The 23,573-nt window shown below is 44.7% G+C and carries 19 protein-coding genes, 7 tRNA genes, 1 rRNA gene and 1 riboswitch; of the genes, 22 read left to right on the forward strand and 5 right to left on the reverse strand.

All coding sequences use genetic code 11. The features are described 5' to 3' along the window. The 9 genes from HMPREF0240_RS15335 to HMPREF0240_RS15375 form a co-directional block, all read left to right on the forward strand. A 23S ribosomal RNA gene (locus HMPREF0240_RS15335) occupies positions 1-221 on the forward strand; the annotation flags it as partial. A gap of 72 nt (positions 222-293) precedes the next feature. Next, positions 294-365 (forward strand) — tRNA-Asn (locus tag HMPREF0240_RS15340). 55 nt (positions 366-420) lie between these two features. Next, positions 421-492: transfer RNA gene (locus HMPREF0240_RS15345), tRNA-Glu, on the forward strand. A 98-nt stretch (positions 493-590) separates the two neighbouring features. Then, a tRNA-Thr gene (locus HMPREF0240_RS15350) sits at positions 591-663 on the forward strand. Between the two features lie 30 nt (positions 664-693). Then, positions 694-767: transfer RNA gene (locus HMPREF0240_RS15355), tRNA-Ile, on the forward strand. A gap of 21 nt (positions 768-788) precedes the next feature. Beyond that, positions 789-862, forward strand: a tRNA-Asp gene (locus HMPREF0240_RS15360). Between the two features lie 56 nt (positions 863-918). Next, positions 919-991: transfer RNA gene (locus tag HMPREF0240_RS15365), tRNA-Val, on the forward strand. An 8-nt stretch (positions 992-999) separates the two neighbouring features. Beyond that, positions 1,000-1,085: transfer RNA gene (locus tag HMPREF0240_RS15370), tRNA-Leu, on the forward strand. Between the two features lie 209 nt (positions 1,086-1,294). Then, positions 1,295-1,597, forward strand: coding sequence for a DUF6506 family protein (locus HMPREF0240_RS15375; RefSeq protein WP_035313737.1), 303 nt, complete (start codon positions 1,295-1,297; stop codon positions 1,595-1,597). 177 nt (positions 1,598-1,774) lie between these two features. Here the strand turns inward: HMPREF0240_RS15375 and HMPREF0240_RS15380 are convergent, their stop codons facing one another. Beyond that, positions 1,775-2,920, reverse strand: coding sequence for a methyltransferase domain-containing protein (locus tag HMPREF0240_RS15380; protein ID WP_009004333.1), 1,146 nt, complete (start codon positions 2,918-2,920; stop codon positions 1,775-1,777). 181 nt (positions 2,921-3,101) lie between these two features. After that, positions 3,102-3,292: riboswitch (cobalamin riboswitch) on the forward strand. Between the two features lie 193 nt (positions 3,293-3,485). On the opposite strand from HMPREF0240_RS15380, the gene nikB reads away from it, so the two are divergent. From nikB to HMPREF0240_RS15415, 6 genes are all read left to right on the forward strand, one after another. Next, positions 3,486-4,427, forward strand: coding sequence for a nickel ABC transporter permease (gene nikB, locus HMPREF0240_RS15390; protein ID WP_009004334.1), 942 nt, complete (start codon positions 3,486-3,488; stop codon positions 4,425-4,427). After that, positions 4,424-5,254: a nickel transporter permease gene (gene nikC, locus HMPREF0240_RS15395; protein WP_009004335.1), complete on the forward strand. Its 831-nt coding sequence runs from the start codon at positions 4,424-4,426 to the stop codon at positions 5,252-5,254. The genes nikB and nikC overlap by 4 nt, the downstream gene beginning before the upstream one ends. A gap of 134 nt (positions 5,255-5,388) precedes the next feature. Next, positions 5,389-6,960, forward strand: a complete 1,572-nt coding sequence (locus HMPREF0240_RS15400) for an ABC transporter substrate-binding protein (RefSeq protein ID WP_035313803.1) — start codon at positions 5,389-5,391, stop codon at positions 6,958-6,960. Positions 6,961-6,978: 18 nt separating this feature from the next. Continuing rightward, the gene (locus tag HMPREF0240_RS15405; RefSeq protein WP_035313742.1) at positions 6,979-7,776 is read left to right on the forward strand and encodes an ABC transporter ATP-binding protein; all 798 of its coding nucleotides are present in this window, start codon (positions 6,979-6,981) and stop codon (positions 7,774-7,776) included. After that, a complete protein-coding gene (locus tag HMPREF0240_RS15410) occupies positions 7,766-8,758 on the forward strand; it encodes an ABC transporter ATP-binding protein (RefSeq protein ID WP_050794556.1) in 993 nt (330 codons plus the stop codon). Before HMPREF0240_RS15405 ends, HMPREF0240_RS15410 begins: the two co-directional genes overlap by 11 nt. A gap of 22 nt (positions 8,759-8,780) precedes the next feature. Continuing rightward, the gene (locus HMPREF0240_RS15415) at positions 8,781-9,746 is read left to right on the forward strand and encodes a sugar-binding domain-containing protein (RefSeq protein ID WP_009004337.1); all 966 of its coding nucleotides are present in this window, start codon (positions 8,781-8,783) and stop codon (positions 9,744-9,746) included. Between the two features lie 75 nt (positions 9,747-9,821). Here HMPREF0240_RS15415 and HMPREF0240_RS15420 read toward each other — a convergent pair whose 3' ends face one another. Further along, positions 9,822-10,943 (reverse strand): cysteine desulfurase family protein, encoded by a 1,122-nt coding sequence (locus HMPREF0240_RS15420; RefSeq protein WP_035313744.1) that lies wholly within the window; start codon positions 10,941-10,943, stop codon positions 9,822-9,824. 220 nt (positions 10,944-11,163) lie between these two features. On the opposite strand from HMPREF0240_RS15420, the gene HMPREF0240_RS15425 reads away from it, so the two are divergent. Continuing rightward, positions 11,164-12,603 (forward strand): hypothetical protein, encoded by a 1,440-nt coding sequence (locus tag HMPREF0240_RS15425; RefSeq protein WP_009004340.1) that lies wholly within the window; start codon positions 11,164-11,166, stop codon positions 12,601-12,603. Positions 12,604-12,873: 270 nt separating this feature from the next. Here the strand turns inward: HMPREF0240_RS15425 and HMPREF0240_RS15430 are convergent, their stop codons facing one another. Then, complete coding sequence (locus HMPREF0240_RS15430) at positions 12,874-13,890, reverse strand: uroporphyrinogen decarboxylase family protein (protein ID WP_009004341.1); 1,017 nt, start codon at positions 13,888-13,890, stop codon at positions 12,874-12,876. A gap of 145 nt (positions 13,891-14,035) precedes the next feature. Between HMPREF0240_RS15430 and HMPREF0240_RS15435 the strand changes: the two genes are divergently transcribed. The 4 genes from HMPREF0240_RS15435 to HMPREF0240_RS15450 all read left to right on the forward strand — a co-directional run bounded on the left by HMPREF0240_RS15435 (position 14,036) and on the right by HMPREF0240_RS15450 (position 19,198). Then, positions 14,036-14,920: an AraC family transcriptional regulator gene (locus HMPREF0240_RS15435; protein WP_198137806.1), complete on the forward strand. Its 885-nt coding sequence runs from the start codon at positions 14,036-14,038 to the stop codon at positions 14,918-14,920. 105 nt (positions 14,921-15,025) lie between these two features. Beyond that, positions 15,026-15,637 carry a TetR/AcrR family transcriptional regulator gene (locus HMPREF0240_RS15440; protein WP_009004343.1) on the forward strand — a complete coding sequence of 204 codons (612 nt, stop codon included), beginning with the start codon at positions 15,026-15,028 and terminating at the stop codon, positions 15,635-15,637. A 125-nt stretch (positions 15,638-15,762) separates the two neighbouring features. Next, a complete protein-coding gene (locus tag HMPREF0240_RS15445; RefSeq protein ID WP_009004344.1) occupies positions 15,763-16,464 on the forward strand; it encodes an ABC transporter ATP-binding protein in 702 nt (233 codons plus the stop codon). A gap of 1 nt (position 16,465) precedes the next feature. Further along, positions 16,466-19,198: an ABC transporter permease gene (locus HMPREF0240_RS15450; protein ID WP_009004345.1), complete on the forward strand. Its 2,733-nt coding sequence runs from the start codon at positions 16,466-16,468 to the stop codon at positions 19,196-19,198. A gap of 30 nt (positions 19,199-19,228) precedes the next feature. On the opposite strand, the gene HMPREF0240_RS15455 is transcribed toward HMPREF0240_RS15450, so the two are convergent. After that, a complete protein-coding gene (locus HMPREF0240_RS15455) occupies positions 19,229-20,119 on the reverse strand; it encodes an RluA family pseudouridine synthase (RefSeq protein ID WP_009004346.1) in 891 nt (296 codons plus the stop codon). 625 nt (positions 20,120-20,744) lie between these two features. Between HMPREF0240_RS15455 and HMPREF0240_RS15460 the strand changes: the two genes are divergently transcribed. Beyond that, positions 20,745-21,203 (forward strand): hypothetical protein, encoded by a 459-nt coding sequence (locus tag HMPREF0240_RS15460; RefSeq protein ID WP_035313746.1) that lies wholly within the window; start codon positions 20,745-20,747, stop codon positions 21,201-21,203. Further along, the gene (locus HMPREF0240_RS15465) at positions 21,203-21,562 is read left to right on the forward strand and encodes a YccF domain-containing protein (protein ID WP_009004348.1); all 360 of its coding nucleotides are present in this window, start codon (positions 21,203-21,205) and stop codon (positions 21,560-21,562) included. The genes HMPREF0240_RS15460 and HMPREF0240_RS15465 overlap by 1 nt, the downstream gene beginning before the upstream one ends. Before the next feature lie 81 nt (positions 21,563-21,643). Here the strand turns inward: HMPREF0240_RS15465 and HMPREF0240_RS15470 are convergent, their stop codons facing one another. Further along, complete coding sequence (locus tag HMPREF0240_RS15470) at positions 21,644-23,491, reverse strand: GBS Bsp-like repeat-containing protein (protein ID WP_035313748.1); 1,848 nt, start codon at positions 23,489-23,491, stop codon at positions 21,644-21,646. Between the last annotated feature and the right edge of the window lie 82 nt (positions 23,492-23,573).

Raw genomic sequence — 23,573 nt, forward strand, 5'->3', positions numbered from 1 at the left:
CCGCTGGTGTATCTGTTGTTCTGCCAAGAGCATAGCAGAGTAGCCAAGCCGGGAAGGGATAAACGCTGAAGGCATCTAAGCGTGAAGCCCCCCTCAAGATGAGATATCCCATAACGTCAAGTTAGTAAGACCCCTTGAAGACGACGAGGTAGATAGGGCAGAGGTGGAAGTGTGGCAACACATGGAGCTGACTGTTACTAATAGGTCGAGGGCATAACCAAACAAGGTGATAGGATAATGGATGGATTTAATTCTTTGTATGCAGTTTTGAAGGTACACAAAAATAGTAATATTCCTCGATAGCTCAGTGGTAGAGCATTCGGCTGTTAACCGAAGGGTCGTTGGTTCAAGCCCAACTCGGGGAGCTTGTAGACCGTGAGCACTACTTACGGTCTACAAAACTTTATATATTAATTTTACGGCTCCTTGGTCAAGCGGTTAAGACATCGCCCTTTCACGGCGGTAACACGGGTTCGATTCCCGTAGGAGTCATTTTGTTTACGCCGATGTGGCTCAATTTATTTAGATTGACTACGTCAATCGCAGGCAGAGTGCTGATTACAAATTAGCTGCTCTGTGAAATGTAATACGCCGATGTGGCTCAATTGGCAGAGCAGCTGATTTGTAATCAGCAGGTTATCGGTTCGAGTCCGATCATCGGCTTTTGTTCCTTTTTTGGGACATAATAAACGTGGACCTTTAGCTCAGTTGGTTAGAGCAATCGGCTCATAACCGATCGGTCCTGGGTTCGAGTCCCCGAAGGTCCACTACTTTTAAAAATTAAATAAGGCCCAGTGGCTCAGTTGGTTAGAGCGCCGCCCTGTCACGGCGGAGGTCGAGAGTTCGAGTCTCTTCTGGGTCGTTGACATTAGTGGAAAAAAGAGTTATAATTTTCTCTGATGTACAATTAAATATTATGGGATCTTAGCTCAGCTGGGAGAGCATCTGCCTTACAAGCAGAGGGTCATAGGTTCGAGCCCTATAGGTCCCATATATTATGCCGCAGTGGCGGAACTGGCAGACGCCCGGGACTTAAAATCCCGTGGGTAGTGATACCCGTACCGGTTCGATTCCGGTCTGCGGCATTTTTAGAAAAGGTTAAAACATATTGTTTTGACCTTTTTTTAACCAATTTTTTAAAGACTCTGCAATAATGATTAGAGACAATAATGGTATTTGACACATACCGGACGAAGGTATATTATGATTTTGGAAGTTTAATGGAGCGGATTAACAGCATGTGTTAAGTATTTGATATTTTAAAGCATGCCGAATAATGGAAGGAGAGTTTTTGATGTTTGAATGTGCATTTATTTATGTGGCAGAGGCCGTTAGCCCTGAGAAGCAGAGGGCAGTTATCCCGTCAGACACCATCAACATGAATGTAATTGGTGTGAAAGACTATGACCAGGCAGAGATCGTAGCGAAGGAGATGGTAGAAAAAGGCTGTCAGGCCATTGAGTTATGCGCCGGCTTTGGTTATGAAGGTGTTGCCAGAGTAAAAAAGGCGGTGGGCCCGGGAATTGCTGTTGGAGCTGTTAATTTTGATTTCCATCCGGCCTTTGGATTTAAGAGCGGGGATGAAATGTTTCAATAGGCTGAAGTATGGACTTTATTGAAAAACGGGTATATGTGCGAAGCCCTTATTTGTAAAGCTATAGAATTTGTTTTTCACTTTATTAAAGATAAAAAATAGAATATTGAATGTAAATGCCGCCAGTCTCTTTATGTACCTGAGAGCTACTGGCGGTTTATTTTTATCTGCAATTTTATATCAGGAAGAGGGAAATGCGTCCAGAAACTCCATGTAAAGCTGATTGAGCTGGCTTAGCTTCTGCGCGGAAAAACTGTTCAGAACTTTTGCATATCGGACTTCAAGAGCCTTTTCTTCCTTGTGGTGCTGTTTACGTCCTTCGGAAGTAAGGGTAAGCAGCATACTGCGTCGGTCTCTGGGATTAGGCATCTGGCGGATATACCCCTTTTCGGTCAGCTGTGCCAGAATCCGGGTGACTGTTTGTTTCGGGATAAATATATATTCGCTTAAATCACTGGGCCGCAGTCCTTCGGGCTGATACATAAGCAGGTCCAGAATTAAATATTCGGTATCCTTATTATTGCCGAACTGCCGCTGTTCACGGTAGAACAGCTGGTTATGTGTTTTAAAGAGCTGGAAATCATAGTCAATGTTACCGTCTTCCTCTGTATCGGCAGGCTTTACACAATAAATTGAAAACAGGGGATGATTCGTCGAAGCTTTTGAGCTGCCGTGTGGGTTTAATTTTCCGCTGATATTCCTCGTACATTCACAGTGCACAAAGCCTAGATTGCGAAGTGTTGCGATGTCCCATTCCGGACGCTGCACATAGCTGATTGGAAGGAGAGAGGTATAGGCATCGCACTCAGCAAAGATTGCTTTTTCATCTGGTGTGGTTCCAAGATCTTTGAAACCATCTTTTCCGTAATTGGCATCACAGTTAAAGAAGCATCCGCCGGGTTTCAGTACCCGGAATATTTCCATGTAGACGCACCGGGGATCCAGTATAGTCCAGATTGTGCTGCGGCAGATTACCACATCAAAGGAACCGCTTGGAAAATCCAGCTGATGGGCATCCATCTGAAGAAACGTCACAGAAAAACCGGATTCAGCCGCAGCAGACCTGGCCCGTTTGAGCATGTGGCGGGAGATATCAACAGCAGTAACTTTATGGCCCAGAGAGGCACATACAATTGCCATAAAACCAGTGGCAGTACCGATATCCAAAATCTTCAGCGGTTTGTCAGAAACAGGCAGGATGGATTTCATTTCAGACTTCCAGAACTGAAATTCCCGGCCATGTAAATGTTTCTGTCTCATCTGGTCGTAGCTGGTAGCGCGGATATCCCAGTATACGGTTATGCGGTCTTTCAGATTTATATCCATTGGTAATACTCCTTTGATAACATAATTAATAAAACTTGTAATAGTATTAGATTAGCACAGCATACTGAGAAAAACAATCATAAGAAAAATGACAGGCTGTTGACAAGGGGAAAAGTGTATGATAGTATAATGTAGTACCGAATGGGACTAAATAGAAACTTAATATAGTGCAGATAGAATGCCTGCAAGAAAGAATTGCAGTATTGTCGGAAGATATACGTTTTTCCAACAATAGGGAAACAGGTGCAAATCCTGTGCAATGCCGTTGCTGTAAGAGTGGAGCATATTTCAATAAGCCACTGGGAAACCGGGAAGGCGAAAGTATGCGGAGAAGCTCAAGCCAGAATACCGGTTCTAACTGTTATTTTCATGCTGCGAGCCACAGCTAAGAAAATTCTTTTTGCGTTAAAAGCCGTTGTGCTTTTGCGCTTAATTAGTATGGGAAAACCTGAACATTGGAAAAGGATATGTCTGTGGACATGTCCTTTTTTTATTTCATTGGAAATTCCAAATTTGAATGCCAGTTCTGATCTTTTATCAGAAAACAGTCAGGGGAGGTAGTAAAATGCTTCGATATATCATAAAACGCATGGCGGCGCTGATCATTATACTGTTCGGCTTATCTGTACTGACCTTTTGCCTGACCAATGTCCTGCCATCTGATCCGGCACAGCAGATGATGGAAAGTATGGGGGCAGGAAGTGACCCTGAAGCAATCGGTAAGCTGAAAGCGGAATATGGCCTGGACCAGCCTCTGCCTGTTCAGTACCAAAACTGGCTGGCGGGCGTGCTGCACGGGGATTTTGGAAATTCGGTAAAGTATGGGCAGCCGGTCTCGGAAATCCTGGCAAGGAAGCTGCCGAATACGATTAAGCTGGCATGTTCCTCCTTCATACTTATGCTGATGATTGCATTGCCTCTTGGTATTCTCTCTGCGGTTTACCATAATAAAACCGCAGATTATATCATCCGTTTTCTGGCATTCATAGGGGAGGCGATGCCAAGCTTCTGGATTGCACTGATCCTGATCTATTTGTTTGCCGTAAAGCTGCAGGCCCTTCCTGTGGGAGGCTCTGAGAGTATAAAACAGATGATTATGCCTGATATTACGCTGGCGTTTGGCATGGCGGCATCTTATATCCGGCGTATCCGCACGGCCATGCTGGAAGAGATGCATGAGCCCTATATTATGGGAGAACTTTCCAGGGGGATTTCAAAGAGGCGCATTATTCTGCGCCATGTGCTGCCTAATTCGCTTTTGACTATTATTACACTTCTGGGCATGTCGTTTGGAGGACTGCTGGGCGGAACAATGATCGTAGAGACCATTTTCAGCTGGAACGGCATAGGCAGTGCGGCAGTAAATGCTATCACGAACAGGGACTATCAGCTGATACAGGGATATGTTATGTGGATGGGGGTGATTTATGTATGTGTGAATCTGGCAGTGGATATATTTTACCGTTATCTGGATCCCCGGATACGGCTGGGAGGAGCGGCAAAGTGAGAAGAAAGACGAAACGGCAGAAAAGCCGTTATACCAGTTTTTTTATATGTCTTGGACTTGCCGCACTTTTCACCTTTTTTTCTGTCTATGCGGGGCGGTTTGCACCTTACGATCCTCTTGAAACAGACTATGCAAATATGCTTACTGCTCCCTCTGCGGATCATTTGTTCGGAACAGACCAGCTGGGCCGGGATCTGTTCTCGCGAATCTTGTACGGTGGGCAGACCTCTTTGCTGATTGCATATATGGTGACGGCTATTATATCTGTGGTTGGAATACTGCTGGGTATTATCAGCGGTCTTGCAGGCGGCGCGGCCGATAGTATTATTATGCGTCTGGTAGACGTTCTAATGGCATTTCCCGGCAATATCTTCGTGCTGGCTATGATAGCAGTAATGGGAACCGGCATTCAGAATCTGATTATTGCGATGTGCTTTACCGGATGGACAAAGTATACACGGGCCAGCCGGTCGCTGGTACTGTCGATTAAGAATGAAGATTATATTCTTCAGGCCAGACTGGGGGGCGCTTCCACATTCCGGATCATCCGGAAATACATTGTGCCAAATGTGATTCCCACTCTCCTGGTGCTGATCGCGCAGGACATTGGGGGAAAACTCCTGGCAATTGCCGGGCTTTCACTGCTGGGACTTGGATCCAGACCTCCGACACCAGAATGGGGCTTTATGCTTAGTGAAGGGCGCAATTATATGTCTGCGGCTCCATGGCTGCTGTTCTTTCCGGGACTGATCATTTTGATCAATGTTATTATCTTTAACTTACTGGGGGACAGCCTGAGGGATATAATGGATCCCCATTATAAATAACAGGAATAGTACGGGTATCAAATTCAGCAGCAATTCTGCTCTGCAAAGTATTGATGTGCAGCGTGTGCGGATTTGCGGAAGGGATGGCTGCGGAAGTTAAAATTACACATACAAAAAAGCAAAGGAGAAAAGTTATGAAAAACAGAGTAATTGCAGCATTGCTTTGCATGGTTCTATCAGTAGGTCTTGTAGCCTGCGGATCAGGCAAAGAAGATGGAAAAACGGGAGAAACAACAAAAACGGAAAAAGAAGAAACTACAGGAGAGGACTCACATATCAATATGGCTCTCTTTACTTATATCGAGGGCCTGGATCCGGCAGAGGGCTGGGGCGGCTGGAATTTAACCAGATGTGGTGTCGGCGAAACCCTGATTACGGTAAATGAGGATATGGAATTTGTGGGCCAGCTGTCTGATAAGTGGGAGCAGGTGGATGATGTGACTTATCGCGTACATATCCGTCAGGGCGTAAAGTTCAGCAATGGGACAGAGCTGACACCCGAGATTGTGAAAGCGTCTCTTGAACGTTCAATCAAACAGAACTCCAGAGGCGGCGCCCTGAAACTGGCATCGATTGAGGTGGACGGCGAGAACCTGGTCTTTACGACAGAGGAACCATTCAGTGCATTTATTGCAAATCTAACGGAGCCGATGTACTGTATTATTGATACTACGGCAGATCTGGAGCAGGCTGCATCAAACCCGGTCTGCACCGGCCCTTACATGGTGACGGAATATGTATCCGAAGAAAAAATAGAACTGGCTGTTAATGAAAATTACTGGGGAGATGCACCTGTTATTAAAACCATGACAGCATTGAATATTGGTTCCGATACCAAAGTGGAAGCGATTCTGGCCGGAGATATTGACTTGGCACAGGGAGCAGGCAATACAACATTAGGCCAGCTTGCAGACGCAGATAACATAGAGCTGGCAACCGTAACCGGAACGAGAGAAAGCGACATTGTATTTAATTGCGCGGAAGGCAGCCCACTATCCGATGTAAAATTGCGCCAGGCATTATCATATGCAACGGATCGTGAGGTCGTGGCACAGGTTGCAGGAAATGGGTATGCACAGCCTCTGGGCACGGCATTTCCTGAAACGGTAGGCTATGATTCTGATAAAGTAACCGGCCAGTCCTATGACCCGGATAAAGCAGCAGACTTATTGAAAGAGTCCGGATATGAAGACACAGACGGCAATGGGTTCGTAGAGAAAGACGGCGAGGAGCTTGTGCTTACTATTTCTCTGTCAAGTTCCTCGTCAGCAGCAGTATCGGAAGCATTGCAGGATCTGTGGCAGACAGCAGGCGTTCATACAGAGATCGAGATGCTGGAGAATGTAAAGGACAAGCGGGACAGCGGCGATTTTGATGTTATTTTTGATGGATGGCAGACTGTAAATGCAGGAGACGGGCAGTACTATCTGGCATCGCGCTGGCAGACAGGAGGAACTGATAACTATGGAAAATATTCCAGCGAAGAATTTGATGCGGTTATGAAGACGCTGGATGAAGCATTTGAACAGGATGCCCGTGTGGATGCATTTGTGGAGGCGCAGCAGATTCTGGCAAATGACTGCCCTGCACTGTGGCTGTATGCAAATGATAATATAACGCTTATAAATACAGATAAAATAAGCAATGTAACGATGCATCCTATTGATTACTATCTGGTGACACCGGATTGGCAGACTGGGAAATAACAGAGAAGGAAATCAGAAATGGATATTTTGCGGATTGAAAACTGCAGCATCGGCTATGAAACGGGAGGCTATGCGGCAGAGCACGTTTCAATGAATGTAAAACAGGGAGACATTGTCAGCATCGTTGGAGAGAGCGGAAGCGGAAAAACGACGCTGATCCGTGCTGTTATGGGTCTGCTGCCGCCCGGAGGCAGAATCCTGGAAGGAAAAATCTGGTTTCAGGATAAAGAGCTGACGGCTCTGACGGAGGCCGAGCTGCAGGCGATCCGCGGAAAATTAATTGCAATGATTTTTCAGGATCCCGGACTTTCACTGGATCAGGTGAGTCGGATAGAATCCCAGTACAGGGAATCTATCCGTGCCCATAATAAAAGGCTTCCGGGAAAGGTTTGCCGGGATCTGGCGGTGAAGATGTTAAAAGCCATGCATCTGACGGATGTGGACCGGGTACTTCACTCTTATCCGATCGAACTGAGCGGGGGGATGAAGCAGCGTGTCGGCATCGCCATGGGAATGACGGCACAGCCGCTGTTACTGCTGGCAGATGAACCCACCAGCGCATTGGATGTGACCATTCAGGCGCAGGTAGTCAGAGAGATGAAAGAACTGAGGGAAAGGTATGGGACCACGATTATCCTGGTTACTCATAATATGGGTGTGGCCTCTTATCTGTCTGATAAGATTGGCGTAATGAACCGGGGGAATCTTGTGGAATTCGGTACCCGGGATGAGGTGATTTTTCATCCAAAGGAAGCTTATACGAAAAGTCTTTTAGATGCAGTTCCTAAGCTGGGAGGTAAGCGATATGCAAGATAAGGAATCGTTTGTAGAAATTCTCCATTTGAATAAGAGATTTCATACGGGGAAAAAAGTGCTGGCAGCGGTTTCTGATGTAACTTTATCTCTGGACAGAGGAGAATGCCTTGGAATTGTGGGAGAGAGCGGATGCGGAAAAAGTACGCTGATCAGGATGATGATCGGTGCGCTCAGGCCCACCTCCGGCGAGGTGCGTATAGAAGGTATTGATTATTGGACCTTAAAGAAAAGAGAGCAGAGGGCATTTGGCAGGAAAATCCAGATGGTATTTCAGGAACCGATTAGTTCATTCAGCCCCAGAATGAAGATCGGAACTTATTTGATGGAGCCGCGGATCAATTACGACCGCCTGTCCAAAAAGGACGCTGCTAAAGAGGCAGAAGCGCTGTTAAATATGGTAGGTCTGCCGGCAGACTTTATGAGCCGTTACCCCCATGAGCTGTCTGGCGGGCAATTGCAGCGTGTTTCCATAGCCAGAGCTCTTGCCATCCAGCCGGCGCTGCTGATCTGTGATGAGGCAACCGGGGCATTGGACGTGTCCATCCAGAACCAGATTATACAGCTTCTGGTGAAATTGCAGAAAGAAAGGGATGTATCATGTCTGTTCATCGGACATGACCTGGCACTGGTCCGAAGTGTAAGCCAGAGAATTGCGGTTATGTATCTGGGCAGAATCGTGGAAATTCTAAACAGTGAATTGCTGGAACAGGATGCCGCACATCCATATACCCGTGCTTTGCTTGATGCAGTTTTGGATGTATACTGTGATCAGAATGCGAAGCTGCCGATATTAAAGGGCGAGCCTCCAAGTCCTATGAATCTGCCGGAGGGATGTGCATTTGCCAACCGCTGTCCGCTGGCCTGTGAAGTCTGCCATAAAGAAAGGCCCGTTTTAGAAGAAGTGTCAAAAGGCCATTGGGCGGCCTGCCATAATATTATACACGTTCCCTCTTGTCAGCCGTGTTTTCAGATATTGGAATAATTGTTATTCTGAGGAGGAATTTATGTCAGCAGAGAACCAGGAAGAATTAATGAAGAAGGCAGCAGGCATGTATTATATAAAAGATATGACACAGGCGGAGATCGCAAAGAAGCTTTATTTGTCGAGGACCAAGGTATCACGCCTGCTTCAGTCTGCTAAGGACTGCAAAATAGTGGATATTGTTATTAAGGGGGAAAGAAGGAGGAATACTTTTCTGGAGGCTCTTCTGACGGAACGGTTCGGTTTAAAAGATGCCATAATTCTTTCACAGGTATCAGCAAACGGGGAGAGGGCGTTGGATGAGGTTGCGGCCGAAGCAGCAGAGTATGTGGATTCTCTTGTGAAGGAAGGCACTGTCATTGGGATTACAAGAGGCAGGACGATGCGCCGTATAGTGGAATACATACAGCCCAAAGAAAAAGTTCCCGTTAGGGTTGTTCAGCTGATCGGGCTTATGAATAACCCGTCGCATGATGAAGAAGAAATGGAATTGGTCCGAAAATTTGCAAATGCCTATGGAGGAACTTATTATAATCTGTTTTCTCCATTTATCCTGGAGGACAACGCAACCAGAAAAGTACTTGAGAGTGTTGCGGCAGTGGGGAAGACGATCAACATAGCTAAAAATGCACAGATTATATTAACCTCTTTAGGAAAAGTTTCTCTGGATGATCATAATATACTATGGAATTCTTATTTAAATGAGGATGAAAAAAGGTTTTTGACGGAAAAGAAGGCTTCCGGACTATTCTGCGGATTCTACTATGATGAATCAGGAAAAGTAATAGACACAGAAATACATAAAAAAATCATAGGGCTTGGCATTGATAAAATAGTTGACAAAGAGTATGTGATCGGAGTATCCTGCGGAAATGAAAAGGTTATTCCGATTCTTGGGGCCTTGAAAGGAAATCTTATCAATGTTTTGATTACAGATGAGAATACAGCTTTGAACATATTAGTTAAAGACGGGAGAATGTTCCCTTAGAAATATGTAAAACCGGGAAAAAATAAATTTCCCGGTTTTTTGTGATATACGAGTCATATTCTGCGGGGCAGGTGGCTATTTTAAGGCCTTATGCAAAGTATCGGCAAAAGTATCGATTTCATGGAGTGTATTGTATTCGCTGAAGCTGATTCTCAGTGCACTGGAGACAATGGATCTGCTGTAGCCGGCGGCCGCAAGGACATGACTCGGGGAACCTTTTGAACATGCCGATCCGGCAGAAACATATATATCTTTCATGCTCATATAATCAACGACTTCACTGGATTGGTGTCCCAAAACTGAAAAGTTGATTACATATGGTGAGGAATTTTCCGGGCTGTTTATATGGATACAGCCAAATTCACCGGAGAGTCGTTCAGTAAGATGCTTTTTTAAACTAAGGACGTGATCAAAGTGCTTTTGCATGTTCAATATCTTTTTTTCTGCGGCAATACCGAATGAACAGGCCAGGGGGACATTTTCTGTTCCCGGATTTACACGGCATTCCTGAGAACCGCCATATTTGAGCGGAATAACCTGGCGTCTGCTTTTAATGTATAATAGGCCGATCCCTTTCGGAGCATGTATTTTATGGCCGCTTGCGGAAATAAAATCCAGATCCAGTGCATAGGTTTTAAGCGGAATTTTTCCGTAACCCTGCACTGCATCGCAATGTATTTTGACAGAGGGATTCTTGTCCCTGACACCCTGGATAATCTCTTCCAGAGGAAGGAGTTCTCCAGTTTCATTATTTACCTGCATAACGGAAAGCAAGATGGTATCTTCTCGTATGGCATTGATAATATCCGAGGCGCATATTGTGTGTGTGACAGGATTGGGATTTATATAGGTTACGGAAAAACCTTCTTTTTCCAGAGCGCGGCAGCACTGCAATACGGAGCTGTGCTCAATAGATGTCGTTACAATATGGTGTCCATGGCCCTTTTCTGCCATAGCGGCTCCCCTTATTGCTATATTATTGCTCTCGGTTCCCCCGGATGTAAAGTATATATCCTCCGTCTTGGCACTGATGATTCTGGATACCTGATATCTGGCATTCAACAGTGACTGATAGGCATCCATTCCAAAATGGTGGAGGGAGGAAGGATTGCCATAGTTATTTACCATAAGATCAAAGGCTTTTGTGGCGGCGTCTTTATCTGTCTGAGTTGTTGAATTATTATCTAAATATATCATAGGCCATTTCCCTTTCATTTTTATTTATAGTAACACCGAACATACCTGTCAGCAATAAATCCGGATTATTTCGAACAAAAATCCAGAATGAACATTTGTGCAGAATACTTAAAAAATAATAATATGACACAAAAACATTGGCACTATTGCTAAAATAACCGTTGGTTTATATAATCTGCTTATGACAAATCCAAAACAAAAAATTTTAAGGAGGCAGGTTATGAACAGTAATAGCATTGTAGAAAAGAAATTGGTGGTACAGCCCGTATTTGTAAGTCTTGTACATTTAAATGTCTTTATGGGGCCGTGCAGGTACGGATATGGGGAGGAGCTGACTTACGATTATGAAAAAAAGGAATCAGAAAAAACGCTAGCATTATTTGACAAAGACATCGCCAAATATATTGACAATACCTATGTTGAAATTCTTGAAACAAAGTATCTGGAATGGCATGAGGATTTTGCAGTAAAAGAAGAAGCAATAGAAGAGGTGCTGGAGCATAATGACAAAGCCGATGTATATCTTATATCGGGCACGCGGCTGATTTCCTATGTATCTACAATCATTGCCAAGAGATCAGGAAAACCTATTGCATTTTGTCCATTATCAACCAGCAAATATTCACGCCTTGGCGGTATTGATGCTTCAGCGCATTTATTTGCCTTGGGCGATTATGAAGTCTATAATGCATTAAACTATAATGAATTAAATCAGACATTCCGTATATTGAGCACACGGAAGGCGCTGAACAGCATAAAGCTCCTTTTTGGGCTCCGCAACAATGTATTATCATTTGGCTGTGTAAGTTCCTTTATCAACCTGTCGGATATAACAAAGCGTTTTGGGGTAGAGATACTGAACTACAACGGCCTGGAGTTTTTTAAAGTATTAGATGAGCTCAGTGATGAGGAAAAGAAGCAGGCGCGGGAGATTGCGGATGAACTGGTTAAAAATGCGAATGGCGTGCATATGCCGGCAGAAAACATCATAAATGATGTACAGTTCTATATTGCCGTAAAAAAGGTTATGGAACTCTTTGACTGTAATTCCTTTACGCTCCCCTGTTTCGAGATGTGTGCAACCCGGGAATTAAACAGGCGCCATCTCACATTCTGTCTGACACATTCTCTGCTGAAGGATGAAGGAGTGCCGTCTGCATGCGCCGCAGATGTCGGTTCTATACTGTCAATCGCAATATTGATGAGCCTTGCTAAAAAAGCGCCGCATATGGGAAATTGTATGGTAAGACTGGAAGACCAGGAGAATCATTCCATGAGGATTCTGCATGATGTCTGTTCCAAATACATGAAGGGATACAACGAAGAGCCTCTTCCGATTGATTATGTCAGCTTTACAAAAGGAAACTGGGGTACAACAATGCGTTATGATTTTGCAAAAGATGCCGGACAGAAGATCACGATGATTAATCTGAGCCCGGGAATGGATAAGATCATGATTGCCCGGGGGACAATCACAGGTTGCGATGATTTTATTACTCCGGAATGCAAACACGCCATTGTTTTTGATGTAGAAGATTCCAGAGACTTTCACATAAAAGAGGCTTCTTTTGGCCATCATTTTGCATGGGTTTACGGGGACTATGTTGAGGATCTGAAGATGCTGGCCGATCTGCTGGGGCTGGAATCTGTGATAGCATAAAATACTGGGTAGTATAACTCCAATGGGTTATACTGCTCATTTTTATGAGGGCAGGTATTTTTGCGAACCTCTGCAGCAATTAAAATGTTTGACACGGTAATCGGCGAGGACGGCGAAACGCTTTCCGGAGGAGAGCATCTACCGAAACTTTGTAACAGTCCGTGAAAACAGTCTGGGGTGGAGCAGACAGCGGTAGGAACATCAGGAATCTTCCGCCGCTTCATAGAGATACGTGAGCAGGCGGAAGGCTGCAAAATCAAAGACGCATAATTAATTCACTGAACCGGAAGAGGACAGCACATGCCACACTTCTTCCAGATTTTCAGGCGGTGTAAATGTCGGCACTTCACATCCGGCGGATATCATTGTGCGGTGCAGGCCGGCACATGCCAGACATTCTTTCACCGCCCGGTCTATCGTCTTAATATCTCCCTGGAGCAGGATCTGCACAGGATCAAAGTTCCCATTTAAACAGCTGGTTTCCGGGAAAATATCACATGCTTTTCTCAAATCCACCATATAATCCAAATCTACAATATCCGCTCCGGTTTTTGCAACCAGATGCAGAACCGGGTTTAGATTTCCGCAGATGTGCAGCTTCACTTTTCCTCCGGCATCGTGAATCCTCGAGATCAGCTTCTGCTGATAAGGAAGGGCAAATTCCTCATAAAGGTCAGGTCCTATAAGAGAACAGGCGGCGTCGCCGATACCGATGATGTCCGCTCCGGCTTCTAATTGTGCTCTGGCGAAAAGCTCTGCCTGTTCCAGACAAATCGTCAGGAGCTCGTGCATTGCTTCCGGCTCATCCAGCATCTCACAAAGGCAGTTGGATACATCCATCAGATCACAGCTTTCAGCAACAGCTCCTTCTACCCAGCCGATAACAGGAACCTCGTTTCCGGTTCGGGATTTCAGCAGCCGGACTGCCTCCAGACGGTCATTCATACGTCTGCTGGAAGCCGGTTCCGTGATCTTGAGCCGACCGATATCCTGGCACCCGGTGATCAGTGGAACCGGGCTGTAGGGGACATCATTTTCGGGAAACACAACCTCGGCACCAAAACCGCCGGCCTCACGCATAGGATCGGAACAGACACTTAACGCATCTAAATGGTATTTTTCATAGCATCTGAGCATTCCTTCCGAGAGAAGCCGGTAGTCCGTTATAAACTGTCCATACGGAACCCCAATCTCACGGGCAGCAAAAGTCATGACAAGACAGAGATTGGGAATACGGTCAACGGGGTCTCCATTCAATCTTGCAAATACACGTTCATAGGAATTCATAATAACCCTCCAATATTTAATAGAATACAGAAAATACCGCAATCAAATTGCATTATTCGGATAGTTTGATTATAATATGGTACAAGAGAAAAATCTCGTATTAAAGTGGGAGAAAATAGGATAAATGTGCGGAGGAGGAGAAGTCGTGGAAGGGGTTATCAAAGAAGAACGAAATTATAACTCTTTTGAACTGGCCGTGTCTGTACTTGATAATACGGTGGATATGCAGGAACACCGCCTGCTTCTGCACTGGCATCAGTACATTGAGTTTATATATGTGCTGGAGGGTAAGGGCGTTCTGACAATTGACCTGAAAGAGTACAGAGCGGCAAAGGGGGATCTGATTGTAGTCTCTCCCAGCAGTCTCCATGGTGGTACAGGAGAGGAAACAAATCCTTTAATATGCAAAGTAATATTAGCGGATATCGAAATGCTGATGGGAAGTTTAAAGGATAAAATTGCGAAACTATATCTTTCGCCGCTGCTGGATCAAACAATAAAAATAGTGCCATTTATAGAACCGGGAACCCCGGTTTATGAGGAGATGAAGTTTTTATTTGAAAAAATTCAGGACAAATGGGAAAAACAAAACGATGGGGCTGAGCTGTATATCAAGGGATACCTGATACAGATGCTGGCGGCACTGTTTGAGACGAAGCAGTACCAGGAAGTATCGGGGCACAGCGGGATTAAGGAGATACGGCAGATCAAAAAGCTGATTCAGTTTATTGAGGAACATTACAGCGAGCCGCTGTCAGTGGATCGGCTTGCACAGTATGCGGGGTACAACCGATATTATTTTATGCATTTCTTTAAGATGCACACCGGTTATACGGTAACACAATATCTGAATTTAAAAAGGACGGGGTATGCTGCACACATGCTGGCAGAGCAGGAATGGAGTGTATCTGAGATCAGCGATCGGACGGGATATCAGGATGTCTCTTATTTTATACGTGTGTTTGCAAAACGATATGGGTTATCGCCGTTGATGTACAGGAAGAAAATCAGAAATGAGGAACAAAAGTGAGATGGCAGAGGCGGATTGACAAATCCAGGAAGAAGTAGTAATATAACAGTGTTATTACATAACGGTGTTATGCTGACGGTATATACAATTTTCGGGAGTGAAGATATGAAGGATGAAAAGGAAACAAAGAGCAGGCTTCTGGCAAGTGCGAAACAGGAGTTTATTGAAAAAGGATATATGCAGGCGTCCCTGCGGAATATATGTAAGAAAGCGGGGGTGACAACCGGTGCGTTGTATTTCTTTTTCAAGGATAAGGAAGACCTGTTTGCAGCGCTGGTGGAGAGACCATTGAAAGAACTTCACGATATGATGACACAGCATTATTCCAGAGAGATCATGCAGGCAGGAAAGCAGACAGACATGTGGGAGGGTACTGAAGATGACCAGGAAACGGCCAGCCGGATTATTCACTATATGTATCAGTATCATGAGGAATTCCAGCTTGTTCTGACGAAGTCCCAGGGCTCCCGGTTTGAACAGTATGTGGATCGGTTCGTGGATGTTTCAGAAAAGCATTACAGAAAAATGGCAGAGCACTTTTCTGCCCGCACCCGGAAAGATGAAATAGATGATTATATGATTCACTGGATTGCCCATATAACAACTGAGGCATTTATCCATATGCTGACTCACGAAGAATCAGAAGAGGCGGCGCAGAAGCATATGGAGCGGATTGTAACATATATGACTTCCGGCTGGTTTGGATTATTTGAATAGCTGTATGCCTGAGTGAAGGTTTTGGATCTTTCGGGCAGCAGCTAAAAAAACAGCATTAACATAACGGCGTTATGTTAATGAGAAAAATAGATCAATAAGGATTGCGGCAGACAGGAGGAGAGAACATGTATCTGGAAATAAAAAATATGAAAAAAAGTTATGGTGAAAACGGAAGCTATACTCAAGTATTAAAGGGGATTTCTACAGGCGTGGAACGGGGCCAGATGTGCGTGATTCAGGGGGCCAGCGGTTCCGGTAAATCTACTTTTCTAAATTGTATCGGAGGCCTGGACAATATGGATTCGGGTTCTGTGAAAGTGGATGGAATGGAAATCGCGGATTTAAAACCGGATGCGCTTTCCGATTACAGGCGGGATAATCTGGGATTTGTATTTCAATTTTACAATCTGATTCCCAACCTTACAGTGAAGGAAAATATCCAGGTTTGCGAATATCTCTCCAGCCAGCCTCTTAATATGGAGGAACTGCTGGAAATACTGGGATTGACAGATCATCAGGACAAATTTCCTTCCCAGCTTTCGGGAGGGCAGCAGCAGCGCTGTGCGATAGCCAGGGCACTGATCAAGAATCCAAAACTCCTTTTATGTGATGAGCCCACAGGGGCCCTGGATTCTAAAACTTCCAAAGATATTCTTGTCCTGCTGGAAGAGATCAATCAGAAATATGGCATGACAATGCTGATTGTTACCCACAATAATTCGATTAAAGACATGGTTCATAAGGTAATACGCATCAAAGACGGGCAGATCAGCAGGGAATATGAAAACGAGAGCAGAATTCCGGCCTCAGAACTGGAGGAGCTGTAACATGCAGAAAATACTAAGGAAAAGGGTATGGAGAGATCTGAAAGATAATATCTTCCGGTATCTGGCACTCTGCCTGTTAATTGTTCTGGGGATGTATCTGATTGTCAGCCTGGTGGGGGCAGCAGAGACCGTGATATCGGGTGTGGATGAAAAGGCAGAGCAAAACAGGTTGGAAGATGGACAGTTCAGGGTATTTGTACCGCTTACAGAGCAGGAGGAGAAGCTGCTTGAAGCGAAAGGGATCACACTGGAGAAGATGTTTTATATAGATTTTGATCTGCAGGATTCCAGTACATTGCGTCTGTTTCAGAAAAGGGAGAAAATCGATCTGATTGATCTGGACGAAGGCCGGCTGCCGGAAAAGGAAGGGGAAACGGTGCTGGAGAAGCGGTACTGTGAGGAACAGGATATTTCCACCGGCGATCAGATTACGATCGGCGGGCAGGTGCTTCGGGTCGTGGGGATTGGAACAGTACCGGATTACGATGCAGTATTTGAAAATTTGTCTGACAGCAGTGTGGACAGCAAACAGTTCGGGCTTGCTTTTGTGAACGCTAAAAACTATGACAGTCTCAGAAATACCGGGAAGAGTACCAGATCTGAAGAATATGTGTATGCATACAGGTTGAACGGAAAAATGACGGATGAGGAACTGAAGAAGGAATTAAAAGAATTTTCCTTTTCACCGGAAAGTGTGGAGGATCCTTATTTTCAACAGTACTGGGAGGAAACTGCCGGAAAAAAGGAGGAGCTGGAGAATGGCATCCGGGAGCTGTCAGACGGATCCCGTAAGTTAAATGAAGCATTGGGGGAACTAAGCGCTAATAATGAAACACTGCAGGCAGGCGCAGGAAAGATTCTGGATTCCTATCTCAGAGAAGCGAATGAAGGCCTGGCATCCTACGGACTGCCGCAGGAGCTGACCGAAGATAATTTTGAGGAGATTCTGACGGGCCTTACAGAGAGTTCTGACAGCGCCATTATGGGCATCAAGCTGGGGATGATCAAAAGTCAGCTGGAGGAACTAAAAAGCTATAAAGACGGTGTTACAGAATACACAGGCGAGGTGGGAAAATCAGCGGAAGGAGCGGAAGAACTGGAGGAAGGAATGCAAAAGCTCCAGGATAATTCGGCGGCACTTCTGGACACTTACTTTAAAGAGGATATCAGTAACCTGACCCAGTTTTTGACAGTCGACAGGAATCCAAGAGCTAAGGCATCCGCAGATGATCAGGTTATCAATAAAATAGCCGGCCTGATAGCCGGAGTGATCGTAATGGTGCTGTTTACTTATGTAATTTCCGTATTTGTAATTCACGGTATCGAAAAGGAAAGCAGCGTGATAGGCTCGCTGTATGCACTGGGAGTCCGGCGGAGGGAGCTGATGGCACATTACCTGATGCTTCCCGTAACAGTAACTTTTCTGGCAGGTGCCGCAGGAACTGCAATTGGTTACAGCAGCTGGGGAATTGCGGTGCAGATGGGAGACTGCTATAATTACTTTTCGGTGCCGGTACTTCAGACGGCATATCCGGCGTATCTGCTTGTTTACGGCATTTTGATGCCGCCTTTAGCTGCTGCGGCTGTGAATTGCATCGTAATACGGAAAAAGCTGTCTTCTCCTGCTTTAAAGCTTATCAGGAATGAGCAGAAGAACAGCAGGATCAGCCATATCAACCTTGGGAAAATGGGGTTCACAGGCCGTTTTCAGATCCGGCAGATGCTCAGAGAAATGAGAACCGGATTTACCGTACTTTTTGGAATGTTCATCGCTTTACTGATTATGATGCTGGGATTGAACTGCTATGTAATGTGTATCCATATCAGCAAAGAAAATAAGGCAGATACAAAATATGAATATATGTATACTTACAAATATCCTGAGCAGCAGATACCGGAAGGCGGAGAAGCATGTTTTGCAAAAAACCTGAATAAGGAAATATATGGGTATGATCTGGAAGTGACAGTTCTCGGTATTGAAAAGGATAATCCGTATTTTGATGCAGGGGTGAATGAAGGCAGTACGAACCGCGTTACGGTGTCGTCTGCAATGGCCCAGAAATATGGCCTTACCCAGGGCGATCAGCTCATTCTTACGGATGAAGAAGCGGAGAGAAATTATGCTTTTACGGTAGAGTCAGTTACACAATATTCTACCGGGTTTTATGTGTTTATGAATATTGACAGTATGCGGGAGCTTTTTGGAGAAAGCGAAGATTACTACAATGTAGTACTTTCAGATCAGGAACTGGATATTGAACCAGGAAGATTGTATGCTGCGGTTTCAAGAGAAGATATAACGAACAGCGCGGATATATTTGTTTCTATGATGATGCCCATGATCTATATGCTGACAGGGGTATCCGGACTGATTTTCTGTGTGGTAATGTATCTGATGATGAAAGTGATGATCGATCGTTCAGCATTCAGCATTTCTCTGATTAAAGTGTTCGGCTACCGGACCGGCGAGATCCGCAGACTTTACCTGAACGGGAACTTTTATATGGTTGCAGTGTCAGCTGCGATTTGTATTCCTTTATCGAAAAAACTAATGGATATGATGTACCCGCTCCTGGTTTCCAATGTAAGCTGCGCCATGAATCTAACATTTAGCTGGCAGGGATATCTTGGAATCTATGCTGCGATTATTGCACTGTATTTTATCATTAACCAGCTGCTGGTGAGAAGACTGAACAAGGTGACACCGGCGGAGGTGCTGAAAAACAGGGAATAAACCGCTTCATAAGCCGCGCATAGAGGAAGCTTATGGAGTAAGAACTTTTTGCATATCATCTGGAAGCGGTGCTGTAAATTCCAGCTTTTCCCCGGTGATCGGATGGCTGAAAGCCAGACGGCATGAATGCAGGGCCTGCCGTTGGATGTACTCCATATCAGGGTTATACAAATAGTCTCCTATAAGCGGAAACCCAAGATACTTCATATGAATACGGATCTGATGGGTACGCCCGGTCTCAAGTACAAGAGAGACAAGGCTGTGCCCATTTTTTTCTTCCACAGCATGATAATGGGTGACAGCCTTTTCCCCATTTTCAAAATCTACAGTTCTCTCAATGATAGAACCTGGTTTCCTGGAAAGCGGGGCGCAGATAATACCCTCCGAAGGCCGTACACTCCCGCGCACAACAGCCAGATATTCCCGTGTGATTTCATGGCGGACAGTCATACGGGATAAAATATTGGAACTAAGCATATGCTTGGCGATAACAGTCAGCCCCGAAGTATCTCTGTCAAGGCGGTTAGTACAGCGGAAGATAAAAGGTTTCCCCTGCTCCTGATAATACCAGGCCAGCCCGTTTGCCAGAGTATTAGAATAGTTATTCATAGATGGGTGTACGGGCATACCCGCAGGTTTATTAATGACAATGATATCCTCATCCTCGTAAATAATATCGAGAGGAAGAAGAACAGGCAGAATCTGAAGAGAGGACTCGCGCTCCTGGATATGCACGGTGAGCGTATTATGATTGGCAAGCCTCTCATTCAAACGGCAGAAACAGCCGTTGACAAGAACACTCTGCGGCATCTTCTTCAACTCCACCAGATTTTGCCTGGAGTAGCCCTGTCTTCGCAAATACTGCTCTACACGCAGCCCGTCATCATTTTTTCGAATATTATAGATTAAAATTCTGTCCATAAAAAGATACTCCTGTCTGTAATAAAGTTCACGGATATAGTATAGCAACTCCAGATGATTTGTGCACTACAAATCTACACTATAATGGAATGCAGCTCACGAGCTTTAGCCTCGGGAGCGGACGAAGAAACATCAAAAGGACAGTAAGCCGTGATCTCTCCTGCTTAGTTCATCTGACTGGCGGGCGCTGCATACCAAATCCTTCCTTACATAAAAACGCTCACGGATAGCCAGTACACATCCACTGCGCCGGACTCGCTTTAGCATTTGCGTCCCCCATCCGCGGATGAGACTAAAGTTCACCCGCTATTTCTAAAGAATTCTTAAGAAAAGATAATTGTTATTTTATTGACAATATAAAGGAAACATGCTATATTCTTAGCAAGCAAGTAAAAGGGAGTAGCCGAACACCGAAAGGTGGGTTTGAAATCGTCACCCGATACCGAGAGGTATCCGTATCAAATGAGATGTGCAAGACTTTTATTGCGGCAGATATGTCGTATATAAAGGTCTTTTTTACTTTAATAAGACATAAGGTTTCAAGGATACAAACCGCTGTTCCCGTGGACCTATATAAAAGATGAACTATCTGCTGCATAAAAAGGGCACCAGAAAGGAGATTCTAATGATGAGAGAAAAGGAAAATGTTGTGGAGATGAACGAGGCGATTATCGCCGGGAAGAAAGCCCTGAACAGTATGAAGGAGGCAAAGGAAACATTAAACAGCGCTGGAAACTGGGGGATCTGGGATATGCTGGGAGGTGGGCTGTTTGTAGATATGATCAAGCACTCCAAGCTGGATGATGCGCAGGACAAGCTGCAGGATGCAAAGTTTCAGCTTCAGATATTTCAGTGCGAGTTAAAAGATGTAGATCTGCCATATCATCTCGGCATAGAGATCTCTGATTTCCTGACATTTGCCGATTTCTTCTTCGATGGAATTATCGCTGACTGGCTGGTTCAGTCCAGGATAAACGATGCGAAGGAAGAATTAAACAATGCAATTGAACAGGTGGAAAAAATGGTTGAAAATTTGCAGAAATGGGAGAAACAACTGATGCTTGGAAAGGAGGCTGAACTCTAATGGGATGTATTGGAAATGTATTATGGTTTATATTTGGCGGATTTATCAGCGGTCTGAGCTGGGCAGTTGCAGGATGCCTGTGGTGTATCACGATCGTGGGAATGCCCGTTGGCATGCAGTGCTTTAAGTTCGCGGCGCTGAGCTTCTTCCCGTTTGGGAAAGAGGTACATTATGGCGGCGGAGCAGGATCCATGCTTTTAAATATCATCTGGATGATCGTGTCAGGAATTCCGCTGGCCATTGAGTCCGCAGTAATCGGGGCACTGCTCTGTGTGACAATCGTAGGGATTCCATTTGGGATGCAGCAGTTTAAACTTGCGAAACTGGCGCTGATGCCATTTGGCGCTGAGGTTTATTAAAGAGAGAACATGGAATGTTAATTAAAAAAAGAGCTCTGACGTTCGGGGTAAGACCCGGATGTCAGAGCTTCTTTGTCTTTCTCAGTTTATAAATGTAGTTGTCTGATCCATAAAATATAATTCGCCGTGAACATCTCTCATGTAGATGTGTATCTGATAATCGCCGGTCTTATAGTTATACGTTGCAATATCTACATCTATATGATAACTGCCATCTTCCTGCTGCTCCAACGGAATCCACTGTAAATCACTCTGATCTTCCTCAGTCCATATGGCAGCAAGCACGGATTCCACTCCGTCCTGAACATTTTCCGGAGCGCTTACATTAACAGGGAAAGTGTTAAAATCATAATTATACTCCCCAATGTTTACTGCAGCTTTAGGAGTTTCTTCCTCTATTAAGCCTTCTCTTATTAAGAGTTCTGGTCTGTTTTCATCAAGGTCAGCCAGTTCTTCCATTAACTGTGATTTACGTGAAAGCTCTTTTTTCATAGTTTCAGTACCGAAGCGTTCTGTTAATGTAGGCTTTTCGGAGAACAGATTTGTGCCAAGTCCTAAGCGGTCTCCGTTAATTTCCGCGCCCATGCTGGCAAGTGTGGTCGGGAAATTATCAAAAGTAGTATAGTCGCGGGTATCTGAAGTCGTATTTTCTACAGCTGAATTGATATAGGTTGTATAGACTTTCCGTGTATAGCTGTCGTCAATATCCTGACAGAAATCGCTGTCCATTGTAGGATGGTCACCGGAGATGACGATAGTTGTATTCTCATAGAAACTTTGATTTTGTATCCAGGTGATAAAGTCAGCTACCTGTTTGCTGGAACAAGCCATTACGTTTGAATATTGATCATCGCCGAATGTATCGGGGCAGATCTCGCAGGGGTAGCCGTCTTCAAAATGTGTATCAACGGTCAGCAGAGTCAGGTTGAAAGGAGTGTCCTGTTCGGAAAGCTCAAGCAGTTTATCTTCTGCAAACTGAAATAATTTCTGATCTTCAAATCCCCACCATGCACGGTAATCTTCCGGGATCCAGCCCACTTCTTTTGCATATTCGTAATCGAGTATGTCATAGTTACCATGTTCAGTATAGTATAGCTCCCTGCCGCCAAATACAGCATCAGACCCAATCATTAAGGTCTGGGAATAGCCTTCCTGTTCCAGGATATCTCCCAGAGTTACTGTATTAGCAAAGAAAGAGTTCTGTGTGTCCATCGAATTGGACTCAATGGATATGCTCAGGGGAATCCCGGATGACTGAGAGAACATTGCCGCAATGGTCCAGGTAGCACCAGGCATGGCGTATCCGCCGTTTAATGCGGCTGAATTCCCGGAAAAATCTTCATTTTCCTGTGCAAGAGCCGTTAATTCAGGTATTACATTTTCTTCAAATGCTCCGCCGTTTTCTTCGTCCGCATAGGTTGTTTCCATAGATTCTAAAAATATGTATATCAGATTCCGCTTTTGTTCGGGAAACGTGATTTCTGTGTCTCTGGGATCAATGTAATTGTCATCAATAAACGTTGAGTAAACGCCCTGATCCGCTACATAAGTCCCAACATCCAGATTGTCCCATGCATAGCTGACAGACTTTCCTGCGGCAAGCAGCGGAACAATTATGCCGACTGCCATGATAAGATTGTATACTTTCTTCCGTTTTCTAAAACTGGTAAAAAGGATAACTACAAGGAATAAAATCAGAATTGCGGGAACCGCACATGAGTTCAGGTATTCCTGAATCATACTTTCGTTCGTGCCCTCCAGGGGGGCGGTTAAATGGTACATGAGCTCATCCATGGAGAGATTGCTCCAGGTTTGGAACATCCATATTATACTGAAGCAAAGTAAAGTGGCAGTCGTACTTAATATCACTGCCAGCAGTGTTCCGATTCCGCGGAAAAAGTTTTTTATCTTTGATAGTATTTTTTTCATTTTACACATCCTCTGTCTTTTTAAATTAACTTCTATTATTATAATGCGTAAACTATTTTGTTGCAAGATATTTAATGGGTTT

Source organism: Clostridium sp. D5 (assembly GCF_000190355.1).
Classification (GTDB): Bacteria; Bacillota; Clostridia; order Lachnospirales; family Lachnospiraceae; genus Faecalicatena; species Faecalicatena fissicatena_A.

Bases quoted from the DNA above. Each gene is read 5' to 3' on its own strand.
- HMPREF0240_RS15445 (WP_009004344.1), top strand. From the start codon at position 15,763: ATGTATCTGGAAATAAAAAATATGAAAAAAAGTTATGGTGAAAACGGA.
- HMPREF0240_RS15465 (WP_009004348.1), top strand. From the start codon at position 21,203: ATGGGATGTATTGGAAATGTATTATGGTTTATATTTGGCGGATTTATC.
- HMPREF0240_RS15400 (WP_035313803.1), top strand. From the start codon at position 5,389: ATGAAAAACAGAGTAATTGCAGCATTGCTTTGCATGGTTCTATCAGTA.
- HMPREF0240_RS15425 (WP_009004340.1), top strand. From the start codon at position 11,164: ATGAACAGTAATAGCATTGTAGAAAAGAAATTGGTGGTACAGCCCGTA.
- HMPREF0240_RS15460 (WP_035313746.1), top strand. From the start codon at position 20,745: ATGATGAGAGAAAAGGAAAATGTTGTGGAGATGAACGAGGCGATTATC.
- HMPREF0240_RS15450 (WP_009004345.1), top strand. From the start codon at position 16,466: ATGCAGAAAATACTAAGGAAAAGGGTATGGAGAGATCTGAAAGATAAT.
- HMPREF0240_RS15470 (WP_035313748.1), bottom strand. From the start codon at position 23,491: ATGAAAAAAATACTATCAAAGATAAAAAACTTTTTCCGCGGAATCGGA.
- HMPREF0240_RS15420 (WP_035313744.1), bottom strand. From the start codon at position 10,943: ATGATATATTTAGATAATAATTCAACAACTCAGACAGATAAAGACGCC.
- HMPREF0240_RS15440 (WP_009004343.1), top strand. From the start codon at position 15,026: ATGAAGGATGAAAAGGAAACAAAGAGCAGGCTTCTGGCAAGTGCGAAA.
- HMPREF0240_RS15405 (WP_035313742.1), top strand. From the start codon at position 6,979: ATGGATATTTTGCGGATTGAAAACTGCAGCATCGGCTATGAAACGGGA.
- HMPREF0240_RS15455 (WP_009004346.1), bottom strand. From the start codon at position 20,119: ATGGACAGAATTTTAATCTATAATATTCGAAAAAATGATGACGGGCTG.
- HMPREF0240_RS15380 (WP_009004333.1), bottom strand. From the start codon at position 2,920: ATGGATATAAATCTGAAAGACCGCATAACCGTATACTGGGATATCCGC.
- HMPREF0240_RS15410 (WP_050794556.1), top strand. From the start codon at position 7,766: ATGCAAGATAAGGAATCGTTTGTAGAAATTCTCCATTTGAATAAGAGA.
- HMPREF0240_RS15415 (WP_009004337.1), top strand. From the start codon at position 8,781: ATGTCAGCAGAGAACCAGGAAGAATTAATGAAGAAGGCAGCAGGCATG.
- HMPREF0240_RS15430 (WP_009004341.1), bottom strand. From the start codon at position 13,890: ATGAATTCCTATGAACGTGTATTTGCAAGATTGAATGGAGACCCCGTT.
- HMPREF0240_RS15375 (WP_035313737.1), top strand. From the start codon at position 1,295: ATGTTTGAATGTGCATTTATTTATGTGGCAGAGGCCGTTAGCCCTGAG.
- nikB (WP_009004334.1), top strand. From the start codon at position 3,486: ATGCTTCGATATATCATAAAACGCATGGCGGCGCTGATCATTATACTG.